Raw genomic sequence first — 12278 nt, 5'->3', positions numbered from 1 at the left:
GTCCCGTCCCGGAGCGGCCGTGATCACCCTCGAACCGGTCGCCGCCCCCGACGCGCCGCTGGCCCGGCGCAACCCGGTAGCCAAGCTCGCCGCGGCGCTGGTGTTCTCGTTCATCCTCGTCGCCACCCTGGACCCGGTGGCCCCGGCGATCGCCATCGCCGTCGAGCTGGCCGTGCTGCCGCTGTTCGGGGTCCGCTTCCGGGTGCTGGCCCGGCGGGCCTGGCCGCTGCTGATCGGCGCGGTCGGCATCGTGGTGACGCTGGTGCTCTTCGCGGCCGAGCGCTCCGGCCGGGTGCTGGTCGAGGCCGGCCCCGCGGTGGTCACCTCCGGGGTGCTGCTCACCGCGCTCGGCCTGGTGCTGCGCATGTTCGCCGTGGCGCTGCCCGGCGTGATCGTGTTCGCCACCACCGACCCCACCGACCTGGCGGACGCCCTGATCCAGAACGCGAAGGCGCCGGCCCGGTTCGCCATCGGGGCGTTGGCGGCGTTCCGGCTGGTGCCGCTGCTCGGGCAGGAGTGGCAGATGATCGCAATGGCCCGCCGCGCCCGCGGGGTGGCGGCGGGACGCAACCCGCTGGCGAAGCTGCGACTGTTCGTCTCCACCGCCTTCGCCCTGCTGGTCGGGGCGATCCGCCGGGGCACCCGGCTGGCCGTGGCGATGGACGCCCGCGGCTTCGACGCCGGCACCCCGCGTACGGTCGCCCGGCGGCAACGCTTCGTCGCCGCCGACGGGCTGCTGATCGCCGGGGCGGCGCTGCTGGCCGGCGCGGCGCTGGCGGTCAGCGTGCTGCTCGGCACGTTCCGGCCCCTGATCGGCTGAGGGCGGCGGCTGCCGGCGCCACGGCCACGGTGGCGAGGCCCGGCGGTCTGTCGCCCTACCGGCGCCGGACCTGGGCCATGCCGGTCTGGTACGCCAACACGACGGCCTGCACCCGGTCGCGCACCCCGAGCTTGGCGAAGATGCGGTTGACGTGCGTCTTCACCGTCGCCTCGCCGAGGAAGAGCTGGTGGGCGATCTCCCGGTTGGACAGGCCGTCGGCCATCATCCGCAGCACCTCCGTCTCCCGGGCGGTCAGCTCCGCCAGGCCCGGGCTGCCGGCGGTCGCTGCCGGCGCCGTCGCCGTGTAGTGGTCGATCAGCCTGCGGGTGATCGACGGGGACAGCAGCGCGTCGCCACGCGCGGCGGCCTGCAGGGCGCCCGCGAGGTCCTTCGGCGGGGTGGTCTTGAGCATGAATCCGGACGCCCCGGCCCGCAGCGCCCGGTAGACGTACTCGTCCAGGTCGAAGGTGGTCAGCACGATGATCCGGATGTCGGCGCACTCCGCCAGGATCCGCTCCGTCGCGGCGATGCCGTCCAGCCGCGGCATGTGGATGTCCATCAGGACGACGTCGGGCTTGAGGCGTGCCGCGAGCAGTACGGCGTCCTCGCCGTCGGCCGCGTCGGCGACCACCTCGATGTCGGGCTGCGCGCCGAGGATCATCCGGAGTCCGCCGCGGACGAGGGCCTCGTCGTCGGCGATGAGCACCCGGGTCACGCCGTCGTGCCCGTCGGAGAGAGCGCTGACGCCGAGCCGTCGAGACCCAACGAAAGCTCCACGCGAACCTCGAAGCCGCCCTGCTCGCGCGGGCCCGCGACGACCGTGCCGCCGAACAGCTCGGCCCGTTCCCGGATGCCGGTCAGCCCGTGGCCGGTGCCGACGCCACGGCGGGCGGGACCGGGCCCGTCGTCGACGACGTGCAGCCGGAGCCGGGTGTCGCCCACGTCGATCGAGACGTCGACGGTCGCGCCGGGGGCGTGCCTGGCGGCGTTCGTCAGCGCCTCCTGGAGGATCCGGTAGGCGTTGACGTCGGCGGCGACCGGAACCGCGCCGAGATCGCCCGTGACGGTGACCTCGACCCGCCCACCGGCGACGCGTACCGCGGTGGTCAACGCGTCGAGCTGCCGCAGCGAGGGCAGTCCCTCCGGTGCCGGTTCCGAGCCGCGCAGGATGACCAGCAACCTGCGCAGTTCGGTGACCACGTCGCGCCCCACGTCCTGCACCGCCTCCAGTGACTCGCGAGCCTGGCGCGTGTCCGAGTCGAGCACGGCCTCGGCGGCGCCGGCCTGCAGCACCATCACCGAGACACCGTGCGAGACGATGTCGTGCAGTTCCCGGGCCACCCGCAGCCGTTCGTCCGTCCGCGCGGCGGCCTCCCGCTCGGCGGCCAACGCGACCAGACGCACCGCCTGCGCGCGGCGCATCCGGACCGCGTAGCCCGGACCCAGCACCGCGAGCGCGACAAACACGATGAACACCCAGTCCGAGTCCCCGGCGGCGGTGTTCTCGACGCCGAGTGCGACGAAGTAGCTGACCGTGGCGACGGTCGGTGCGGCGCGTCCCCCCAGGGCGACGCAGCCGAAGCAGGCGAGGAGCAGCGCCAGGAGCGGCACGACAGGCCACTCCGGGAGGACGGGCGTGAAGCTCTGCGCGGTGAAACAGGCGCCGGCGAGGACGGCCGCCGCTCGTGGGTACATCGTGCAGACCGCCACCGCGAGGCCGTAGCCGACGAGCAGCACGGTGAGCACGGCGAGCCAGCCGGCCGGCAGCGCCGCGAGGTCGGGCCCCTGGCCTTCGACGTAGCCGGCGATCGGAACGTACAGCTCGGCCAGGCCGAACCCGAACAGCGCGAGACCGGCGACCGTGGCGACGACGAGACCCCGCGGGAGACGTCGGTTGTCGGGGACGGCGACTGACATGGTGCGAAGGGTATCGGCGGCGACCGCGGCCGGGCGTCCACCCACGGGTGTAGAAGGCCCGGCGGAACGCTCCACCCTCGGCTCAACCCGTCGGCCGACGATCGGGCCCCGGGCCGGCTCCTACCGTCCACCACACACTTCTTGAGGGGAGACACGATGGATGACAGGACCGGGCGACGGTACGGCCGGCGGCTGACGGCGGTCGCGCTGGCTGCGGCCGGCGTTCTCTACGGCGTCGCGAACGCGTTCTACTGGGTGATGTTCCCGGACGACGTGTCCGAGACCGCCGGCAACGTGGCGGTGGCCGCCGGGAACCTCGGCGCGTGGCGGGTGGAGACCGTCCTGTTCGCCCTGGCGCACCTGCTGCTGCTGCCGGCGATGGCCGGCCTGGCCGGGGCGCTCGGTCGGCGCAAGCCGCTGGTCGCCACCGTCGGCGGCAGCATCGCCCTGCTCGGCCTCTACTTCTCCAGCGTCCACCTCTGGCACTACAACGCCTTCTTCGGAGCCCTCGCCGGCGCCGGCGTCGAGGCCGAGGCCGTCCGACCGGTCGTCGACGCCCTCGACAACGACCCGTTCGTGATGGCGTCGTTCGCCGTGTGGCTGCTGGGCTGGATGATCGGTCTCCTGGTGCTGGCCTTCGGGGCGTGGCGGGCCGGCATGGTGTCGCTGTGGGTGCCGCTCGTCCTCACCGGCGGGCAGGTCCTCGAATTCGTCAGCGAGGGCGTTCCGCTCAAGGTCGTGGTGAGCGTGCTGATGGCGGCCGGGTTGTCCGGCCTGGCGCTCGGCGTCGGCCGGCAGCGCCCGGCCGACGCGGCGGGCCGGACGGAGGCACCGGTGGCCGCGCACTCCTGACCGGGGCCGGGGTGACGGGGCGGGGTCGCGGCGTCATCCGCGGCCCCGCCCCCGGGTTTCCCGGCCCGCCGTCGTCGGCCGCGCCAACGGCAGGATCTGCCTCCGCCCGCTGGTTCCTGGCTGCCGGTGGCGGTGGTGCTGCTCGTCAGCTGCGCCGGAAGGCGTACCGGCGAGCCTGCGGCGCCTGCTGGCTCCGGCCCCCGGGGTTGCGGGCCCCGGCACCCCGCGCGGGCGGACCGGCCTTCGTCGGCGGCGTCGCCGGCAGCGCCGGGACCGACGCCGGGGCGACCGTGATCGCGTCCACCTCGATCGGCGTCAGGTCCGCGACGGTCGGCTTCGGCGTGACGGTGCGGGACTTCTTCGGGTTGCGCTTGGCGGGCATCCGGGCCTCCTCGGTCTGCGGGCCGTCCCGTCGTCGGACGGAACGGGCCGCCGGTCGGTGACCGTCGCGCGACGGTCGGGCGGAATCGGGACTGCTCCCCGAGTGCGACCACGAAGGACACCGCCGCCTCGGCGGCAGGGTGGGAATGCGGACGCCCGGGAGCACGCGGACCCACGGCAGCAGGGCGGCGGGCCGGCTCGGAGATGGGGCGTCAGTTGCGCATGCCCACACGCTAACCCCACCGCACGGCCGCGCGCATCCGAATTACCGGCACGATCGGCATGCCCGACCGCAGGCGCACCGCGACCCGGCGGTGACGGGCTGTCGAACACCGCACCGCGCCCGCCACCGGCCGCGATACGGTCACAGCGGCAGGCGTGGACGGCGAAGGGCGGCGGACGGATGGCCGAGCGGGCGACGGCGCGGATCGGCGTGACCGGGCTGGCGGTGATGGGCCGCAACCTGGCCCGGAACCTGGCCCGCAACGGCTTCACCGTGGCGCTGCACAACCGCTCACCGGAGCGCACCCGCAGCCTCGTCGCGGAGCACGGCGACGAGGGGACCTTCCTGCCCGCCGAGTCGATGGCGGACTTCGTCGCCTCGCTGGAGCGGCCGAGGGCGGTGATCGTGATGGTCAAGGCGGGCGGGCCCACCGACGCCGTTATCGACGAACTGGTGCCACTGCTCGACCCCGGCGACATCGTCGTGGACTGCGGCAACGCGCACTTCGCCGACACCCGCCGGCGGGAGGAGGCGCTGCGGGCCCACGGGCTGCACTTCGTCGGCACCGGCGTCTCCGGCGGCGAGGAGGGTGCGCTGCGCGGCCCGAGCATCATGCCCGGCGGGTCGGCGGAGTCCTACCGCACGCTCGGCCCGATCTTCGAGAGGATCGCCGCGCAGGTGGACGGGGTGCCGTGCTGCCGGCACATCGGGCCGGACGGCGCCGGGCACTTCGTCAAGATGGTGCACAACGGCATCGAGTACGCCGACATGCAGCTCATCGCCGAGGCGTACGACCTGCTGCGGGCGGGGCTGGGCGCGGAGCCGGCGGAGATCGCCGAGATCTTCCGCGACTGGAACTCCGGCGAGTTGGAGTCCTTCCTCATCGAGATCACCGCGGACGTGCTGGCGCACACCGACGCGGCCACCGGGCGGGCGTTCGTGGACGTCGTGCTGGACCGCGCCGAGCAGAAGGGCACCGGCCGCTGGACGGTGCAGAGCGCCCTCGACCTGGGCATCCCCATCACCGGCATCGCCGAGGCGACGTTCGCCCGGTCGCTGTCCGGGCACGCCGACCAGCGGGCGGCGGCGCGCGGGGCGTTCCCGGACGCGGGCGACACGTGGCAGGTCGGCGACCGGGAGACCTTCGTCGAGGACGTCCGCCGCGCGCTGCTCGCCTCCAAGATCGTCGCGTACGCGCAGGGCTTCGACCACATCCGGGCCGGCTCCCGGGAGTACGACTGGGGCATCGACCTGGGCGGCACCGCGACGATCTGGCGGGGCGGCTGCATCATCCGCGCCCGCTTCCTCGACCGCATCCGGCAGGCGTACGACGACCGGCCGGAGCTGCCGACGCTGCTGGTCGCGCCGTGGTTCGCGGACACCGTCAACGACGGCGTGCCGAGCTGGCGCAGGGTGGTTGCCGAGGCGGCACGGGCCGGGGTGCCGGCGCCGGCGTTCGCCTCGTCGCTGGCGTACTTCGACGCGCTGCGCGCCGAGCGCCTCCCGGCGGCGCTGGTCCAGGGGCTGCGGGACAACTTCGGCGCGCACACCTACCACCGCGTGGACCGTGACGGCACCTTCCACACCCTCTGGTCCGCCGACCGCTCCGAAATCCAGGCCTGACCCCCGACCCCGGCGAGAACGGGTGGCGGAGGTGGCGGGTCAGGCGATGGTGGCGTGCATCTCCCAGACCAGGATCTCGGCCGGCTCCGTGGCGGTGACCCGTCGCCCGCCCGTCATGGTGAGCCGGGCGGCGTCGCCGGTGCCGAGCAGGCCGCCGCCCTCCAGGGTGACCGCGCCGGTCGGCACGTAGAGATGGACGAAGGGCGCGTCCGGGAGATCGACCTCGTCGCCGGGGCGGAGCCGGGCGGCGTGCAGGGCGGCGAAGCGGTTCCGGATCCGGATCGCCGCGGCGCCGTCGTGGCGGTCCATCCCGGAGGCGACGGGCACCAGGCCGCCGCGCAGGAGTTCGTCGTGGATCTCGAGCTGTTCGTAGCCGGGGTCGATGCCCTGCTCGTCCGGGAGCACCCACATCTGCACGAAGTGGACGGGATCGGTGTGCGGGTCGCGGCCGTCGAGCCGCCAGGAGTCGTTCTTCTCCGAGTGCAGGATGCCGGTGCCGGCGCTCATCCGCTGCGCCAGCCCCGGGTAGATCACGCCGGAGTGGCCGGTGGAGTCCTGGTGCACCAGCGACCCGCGCAACACCCAGGTGACGATCTCCATGTCCTGGTGCGGGTGGGTCTCGAAGCCGGCGCCCGGCCGGACCACGTCGTCGTTGTTGACCAGCAGCAGACCGTGGTGGGTGTTGGCCGGGTCGTAGTGCCGGGAGAACGAGAACGAGTGCTTCGAGTCGAGCCAGGAGATCCGGGTGGCGAAGCGGTCGTGGGCACGCCGGACGTCGACGGCCGGAGCGGGGGCGGTCACCGCGTCACCGGTCGGCGGCCCGACGCCGCCCCGGAACCGACTGGCGCGGCCGGTGGGTCGGCGGGAGGCGTCACCAGGCACGCTGCCCGGTCTCGGTCGGCGCCCAGGTGAGCGCCGGTTCACCCGTGGCCAGCTCGCCGATCTCGCCGGAGCGCGGCTGTGGCGCGTGGCCGAGCTCGTGGCAGTGCTGCTCGGCGATCTCGGCGCAGATCTCGGCCACCTGCGCGCAGATCGGGTCACCGAGGTCGGCGGCGTTCAGCGCCATGATCATCTTGTACCGGAGATCCCGCATCCCCACCCCCGAGGCTCGACGCGGTCCGGGGCACCCACCCCGCCCCCGATCCTAGGCACCCCCACCCCGCACCCACCCCGAAACCCCGAACCCCGCCCGGCCCCGCCAGCCGAGCATGCGGTTCCGGTGGCCGCCTCCACGGCGAACGCGAAGATCGCACCCAGGCGACCTGGCCCGGTGGGACGTTCGCGAGGCACCACAACCGCATGGTCGCCAGGCGGCGGGGACGGGGCGGACGGGGAGAGGAGGTCAGCGACGCTGACCGGCGGGGTCAGAAGAAGCGACGGCGCTTCGCCTTCCGCGGGCGGAGCATGTCGGCACCCTTGGTGAGCAGGCGGCTCACCCCGGACGGGCCGCGGCGGGCCTCCAGCGTGTGGCTGAGCCGACGCGCGCCGGCCGCCGCCAGCGGCACCGCGACCGCCATCAACGCCCACTGGGCAATACGCTTCTGGATCATGTGGGTTCACCTCCGTCAGTGGCTGCTGACCGGAGAAATACCCCGCGCGGCGGAGCGGTAAGCCTCAGGACGGCGGGGCGACCGGGTTGGGCAGCGCGCCGCCGAAGCGGCGGTCCCGCTGGGCGTACAGCTCGCAGGCGTACCAGAGGTGCCGGCGGTCGAAGTCGGGCCACAGCGTGTCGAGGAACACCAGTTCGGCGTACGCGGTCTGCCAGAGCAGGTAGTTGGAGATCCGCTGCTCGCCGGAGGGGCGGAGGAAGAGGTCCACCTCGGGGACCTCCGGGTGGTAGAGGTACTTCGCCACCGTCTTCTCGGTGACCTTCGCCGGGTCGAGCCTGCCCGCGGCCGCGTCCCGGGCGATCGCGGCGGCGGCGTCGGCGATCTCGGCCTGCCCGCCGTAGTTGACGCAGAACTGGAGGGTCAGGGTGGAGTTGCCCCGGGACATCTCCTCCGCCGTCTGCAGCTCGGAGATGACGCTCTTCCAGAGCCGGCCGGCCCGGCCGGACCAGACCACCCGCACCCCCAGGTCGACCAGCTGGTCGCGGCGGCGGCGGATGACGTCCCGGTTGAAGCCCATCAGGAACCGGACCTCGTCCGGAGAGCGCCGCCAGTTCTCCGTGGAGAAGGCGTACGCCGACAGGTAGGGAATGCCCAGCTCGATGGCGCCCTCGATGGTGTCGAACAGGGAGAACTCCCCCGCCTCGTGGCCCTTGGTGCGAGGCAGCCCACGCTCCTTGGCCCACCGGCCGTTGCCGTCCATCACCACGGCGACGTGCCGGGGCACCGCCTCGGCGGGCAACGCCGGCGGCCGGGCGCCCGACGGGTGCGGTGTCGGCGGCACCGGCTCGCGCCGGCCGGCCCTCATCGATCGGATCACTCGGCTCTCTCCCTGCTCACGCCATCCGCTCCGGCCCCCACGCCCCGCGGTGGCGGGACCGGGCCGGCCGCCGGGGCACCCCGGTCGACCAGCGGCAGCGAGCGTAGCGCGCGCTCCAGGTGCCACTGCAGGTGCGCCGCGACGAGGCCGCTGCACTCCCGGCGTACGCCGGTCTCGGTGGCGTCGGCGACCCGCCAGTCGCCGGTGGTCAGCGCGGACATCAGGTCGATGGTGGCCGGGGCGGGATGGGCCGCGCCGGGGGGCCGGCAGTCCGGGCAGACCGCGCCCCCGGCCGGTACGGAGAACGCCCGGTGCCGCCCGGGCGTGCCGCAGACGGCGCAGGCGGTCAGCGCCGGCGCCCAGCCCGCGAGGGCCATCCCGCGCAGCAGGTACGCGTCGAGCACCAGGGTGGTGTCGTGGCTGCCCTCGGCGAGCGCCCGCAGCGCGCCGAGGGTGAGCTGGAACAGCCGCAGCGACGGCTCCCGCTCCACCGGGGTGAGCCGCTCGGCGGTCTCGGCGATCGCGCTGGCGGCCGTGTAGCGGGGATAGTCGCCGAGGAACCGCTTGCCGTAGAGGTCGATGCCCTCGACCTGGCTGACCGTGTGCAGCGAGCTGCCCTGGTTGCCCTTCGGGTCGCCGGCGAGCTGGAGGTCGACGTGCCCGAACGGCTCCAGCCGGGCGCCGAACTTGCTGGTGGTGCGGCGGATCCCGCGGGCCACCGCCCGCAGCCGGCCGTGCCGGCGGGTGAGCAGGGTGATGATCCGGTCGGACTCGCCGAGCTTCTGCACGCGCAGGACCACCGCGTCGTCGCGGTAGAGCTGTCGGCGGTACCCGGCCATCGGACCATTCTCCCTCGGGGTGCGAAATCAGGGTCGGCTCGGGGTGGACGCGCGAAGAACCCCCGATGCGCGGCGCGCGCCGTGACTCGTAGCGTGCTCGCATGGCTCTCCACCGGACCGCCGCGGCGCTCGCCGCGGCCGCCACCCTGATCGTCGTCGCCGGGTGCGACAACCTGGCCTCCCGTCGGCTCGACTACGACAACACCGAAGCGGCCCGGATCACCGCCATCCGGGTGCTTCCGGGGTCCGGCGACGTGACCGTCCGCACCACCAGCACGGACGACGAGGTGCGGATCAAGCGGGTGGTGCGCTACCACGGCGGACAGCCCGACACCACGTACGAGATCAACGGCACCGAACTGATGCTGGACACCGACTGCGGCAAGGACTGCAGCGTCTCCTACGACGTCACCGCCCCGGAGGGGGTGAGCGTGACGGGCGAGACCGGCTCCGGTGACGTCCACCTGACCAAGGTCGGCGCGGTGGAGATCCGGCTCGGTTCCGGCAACGTCCGGGTGACCGGCGCCGACGGCCCCGTCGTGGCGGAGACCGGCTCGGGTGACGTCAGGGTGACCGGCGCCGCCGGCGCGGTCACCGTCACGACCGGCTCCGGCAACATCGACGTGGACGGCGCCCCGGGCGCCGTGACCCTGCGCGCCGGCTCCGGCAACATCACCGGGCGCCGCCTCGGCGCCGGGGTGGACGCCGAGGCGGGCTCCGGCAACATCACCGTCGACCTGACCGCGCCCGCCTCGGCGCGTACGCACACCTCCAGCGGCGACATCAAGCTCGTCGTGCCCGCGGGCCGTTACCAGGTCCGTTCCGCGGCCGGCGGCGGCGACACCCGGCTGGGCGTGACCCACGATCCGACCGCCTCGCTGGTGCTCGACATCTCCACCGACGGCGGCAACCAGACGGTCACCCAGCGCTGATCTCGACGGTCTGCGGATCCCGGGCGGCGCGCGGTGACGACACGCCGGCCCGCCCGGTGGCCGGGCCGGACCGCGCGGCGGTGGCCGGGGCGGGCGGCGCCCCGGTGCCGGTCGGGGCGGGTGAACCGGCGCCGGTCGGGGCGGGTGAACCGGTGCGGGCCGGTGCGGGGCGGGAGCCGCCGGGAACCAGCTCCGGCGACCGACGGGCCGCCACATCCTCCACCCAGCCGACCAGGGCGGTCACCACCGCGACCAGGGCGAAGACCAGGACCACCCGGACCGCCAGGCCGAGCGGATCCTGGTGCGACCAGCCCACCACGTCCACCAGCGGGGTGAGCGCCGCCACGAACGGCATGTGCCACAGGTAGACGGTGAGCGCCCGCCGGTTGAACACGGTCACGACCCGGCCGAACACGGCCCTGCGGTCCACCCAGCGCGCGCCCGTCGGCGCCCGCCCGAGCAGGACGAGGATGAAGGCCGCCGACCAGAGGGCGTTGCCGAGAGGGTTGTCGTTCAGGTCGTACCCGCGGGGTCCGGGGTGGGTGACGATCCAGGCGGCCCCGGCGGCGGCGAGGGCGAGCGCGACGGGCACCAGCACCCGGGTGGCCAGGCGACGCAGCATGCCGGCCTGGTGGGCGAAGCCGAGCAGCCAGGCGCCGAAGTAGAGCCCGAAGTGGTGCAGCGCCCCCGGCAGCGCCGGCAGCAGGCCCAGCTCGGCCGCGGCGAGCACGGCGTACGGGGCGACCAGCGTGGGCACCGGGGCGCGCCGGAACAGCCAGAGGGCGACCGGGGAGGCGAGCACGAACCAGAGGTAGTCGCGCAGGTACCAGATCACGCTCAGCGCGATCGCACCCCAGCCGTTGGCCGGCGGATCGGCGACGGGGAAGAGCCAGAGCAGCACCTTCGGGCTCAGCGGCAGCCCGGTGAGCAGCATGGCGGGTACGAAGACCGCGGCGACCACCCAGAGTGACGGCAGCAGGCGACGCAGCCGGCGTACGACCGCCCCCGGCCCCCACCGTTGCAGCGAGGCGGCCATCAGCGAGCCGGCGAGCGCGAACATCACCGACATCGCCGGGAAGACGAGGGTCAGGGTGGCCCATCCGGTGACGTGGTAGACCACGACTCGAACGATGGCCAGGAAGCGGAGCAGGTCAAGGTATCGGTTTCGCATCAGCCTGCATCTATGTCCGGGGGCACGGGGGCTGGTCCTTCCCCTACCCTCCGGAGCAGCCCCGGCAAACCGCCAGCACCCCACGCGAACGTGACATCTTCCACCCGGCCGACCGACATCGATCATGCCCGGGACGCCGGGCCGGGACGCACCCGGCCCGGCGCCCGGTCAGAATCCCAGCTTGCGCAGCTGCTTCGGGTCCCGCTGCCAGTCCTTCGCCACCCGGACGTGCAGGTCGAGGTAGACCCGGGTGCCGAGCAGCTCCTCGATCTGCCGCCGCGCGGTCGTGCCGACCTCCTTGAGCCGGCTGGCCCGGTGGCCGATCACGATCGCCTTCTGGCTGGGCCGCTCGACGTACACGTCGGCGTAGATCTTCATGAGCTTGCCCTCGGGGACCATCTCCTCGACGACCACCGCGATGGAGTGCGGCAGCTCGTCACGGACGCCCTCCAGGGCCGCCTCCCGGATCAGCTCGGCGACCAGCACCTGCTCCGGGTCGTCGGTGAGCATGTCGTCCGGGTAGAGCTGCGGCGACTCGGGCAGGTAGCGGGTCATCACCTCGACGAGGGTGTCCACCTGGTGCCCGGAGACCGCGCTGACCGGCACCACCTCGGCGAACTCGCCCAGCTCACTGACGGCGAGCAACTGCTCGGCCAGCCGCCTGCGGTCCACCAGGTCGGTCTTGGTGACCACCGCCAGCACCGTGGCCTTCAGCTCGGCCAGCTCGCCGGTGATGAACCGGTCGCCGCGCCCGATCGGCTCGTCCGCCGGGATGCAGAGGCCGATCACGTCGACCTCGCTCCAGGTCTGTCGGACCAGGTCGTTGAGGCGCTCGCCGAGCAGCGTGCGGGGGCGGTGCAGGCCCGGGGTGTCGACCAGCACGAGCTGGGAGTCCGGGCGGTGCAGGACGGCCCGGATGACGTGCCGGGTGGTCTGCGGCTTGTTGGAGGTGATGGCGATCTTCTGCCCGACGATCGCGTTGGTCAGCGTCGACTTCCCGGCGTTCGGGCGGCCGACGAAACAGGCGAAACCGGCCCGGTAGGGGCGCTGCTCCAGGTCGCTCACGCCGCGACCCCGCCCCGCTCGCCGGCAG

Annotated in this window: 14 protein-coding genes; 4 read left to right on the top strand and 10 right to left on the bottom strand. The window is 73.9% G+C overall.

The window, feature by feature from the left end:
• Positions 1–19: 19 nt before the first annotated feature.
• Positions 20–820 (top strand): energy-coupling factor transporter transmembrane component T, encoded by an 801-nt coding sequence (locus ABZ793_RS22830; protein WP_357460461.1) that lies wholly within the window; start codon positions 20–22, stop codon positions 818–820.
• A gap of 55 nt (positions 821–875) precedes the next feature.
• Here the strand turns inward: ABZ793_RS22830 and ABZ793_RS22825 are convergent, their stop codons facing one another.
• Positions 876–1535 (bottom strand): response regulator transcription factor, encoded by a 660-nt coding sequence (locus tag ABZ793_RS22825; RefSeq protein ID WP_357460458.1) that lies wholly within the window; start codon positions 1533–1535, stop codon positions 876–878.
• A complete protein-coding gene (locus ABZ793_RS22820) occupies positions 1532–2737 on the bottom strand; it encodes a sensor histidine kinase (RefSeq protein WP_357460455.1) in 1206 nt (401 codons plus the stop codon). The genes ABZ793_RS22825 and ABZ793_RS22820 overlap by 4 nt, the downstream gene beginning before the upstream one ends.
• A gap of 156 nt (positions 2738–2893) precedes the next feature.
• Between ABZ793_RS22820 and ABZ793_RS22815 the strand changes: the two genes are divergently transcribed.
• Complete coding sequence (locus ABZ793_RS22815; protein ID WP_357460453.1) at positions 2894–3589, top strand: hypothetical protein; 696 nt, start codon at positions 2894–2896, stop codon at positions 3587–3589.
• Between the two features lie 145 nt (positions 3590–3734).
• Here ABZ793_RS22815 and ABZ793_RS22810 read toward each other — a convergent pair whose 3' ends face one another.
• Positions 3735–3971 carry a hypothetical protein gene (locus tag ABZ793_RS22810; protein WP_357460450.1) on the bottom strand — a complete coding sequence of 79 codons (237 nt, stop codon included), beginning with the start codon at positions 3969–3971 and terminating at the stop codon, positions 3735–3737.
• A gap of 402 nt (positions 3972–4373) precedes the next feature.
• Between ABZ793_RS22810 and gndA the strand changes: the two genes are divergently transcribed.
• Entirely contained in the window at positions 4374–5816 is a 1443-nt protein-coding gene (gene gndA / locus ABZ793_RS22805) for an NADP-dependent phosphogluconate dehydrogenase (protein ID WP_357460448.1), read from the top strand.
• Between the two features lie 39 nt (positions 5817–5855).
• On the opposite strand, the gene ABZ793_RS22800 is transcribed toward gndA, so the two are convergent.
• From ABZ793_RS22800 to recO, 5 genes are all read right to left on the bottom strand, one after another.
• A complete protein-coding gene (locus tag ABZ793_RS22800) occupies positions 5856–6617 on the bottom strand; it encodes a pirin family protein (RefSeq protein WP_357460445.1) in 762 nt (253 codons plus the stop codon).
• Between the two features lie 70 nt (positions 6618–6687).
• On the bottom strand, positions 6688–6909 hold the full coding sequence (locus ABZ793_RS22795; protein ID WP_350710780.1) for a thioredoxin reductase: 222 nt from the start codon (positions 6907–6909) through the stop codon (positions 6688–6690).
• Between the two features lie 271 nt (positions 6910–7180).
• Positions 7181–7366: a hypothetical protein gene (locus ABZ793_RS22790; RefSeq protein WP_350710782.1), complete on the bottom strand. Its 186-nt coding sequence runs from the start codon at positions 7364–7366 to the stop codon at positions 7181–7183.
• 64 nt (positions 7367–7430) lie between these two features.
• Positions 7431–8231: an isoprenyl transferase gene (locus tag ABZ793_RS22785; RefSeq protein WP_357460517.1), complete on the bottom strand. Its 801-nt coding sequence runs from the start codon at positions 8229–8231 to the stop codon at positions 7431–7433.
• Between the two features lie 8 nt (positions 8232–8239).
• Positions 8240–9082, bottom strand: a complete 843-nt coding sequence (recO, locus tag ABZ793_RS22780) for a DNA repair protein RecO (RefSeq protein WP_357460442.1) — start codon at positions 9080–9082, stop codon at positions 8240–8242.
• Between the two features lie 101 nt (positions 9083–9183).
• Here recO and ABZ793_RS22775 point away from each other — a divergent pair, with 101 nt between their 5' ends.
• Positions 9184–10014: a DUF4097 family beta strand repeat-containing protein gene (locus tag ABZ793_RS22775; RefSeq protein ID WP_357460439.1), complete on the top strand. Its 831-nt coding sequence runs from the start codon at positions 9184–9186 to the stop codon at positions 10012–10014.
• Here the strand turns inward: ABZ793_RS22775 and ABZ793_RS22770 are convergent.
• A complete protein-coding gene (locus tag ABZ793_RS22770; RefSeq protein WP_357460436.1) occupies positions 10001–11185 on the bottom strand; it encodes an acyltransferase in 1185 nt (394 codons plus the stop codon). The genes ABZ793_RS22775 and ABZ793_RS22770 overlap by 14 nt on opposite strands.
• Before the next feature lie 168 nt (positions 11186–11353).
• Positions 11354–12250: a GTPase Era gene (gene era / locus ABZ793_RS22765; RefSeq protein WP_350710789.1), complete on the bottom strand. Its 897-nt coding sequence runs from the start codon at positions 12248–12250 to the stop codon at positions 11354–11356.
• Positions 12251–12278 lie beyond the last annotated feature (28 nt).

This window comes from Micromonospora sp. NPDC047465 (assembly GCF_040643125.1).
Taxonomy (GTDB): Bacteria; Actinomycetota; Actinomycetes; order Mycobacteriales; family Micromonosporaceae; genus Micromonospora.
This window is presented reverse-complemented; position numbering and strand designations above follow the sequence as displayed.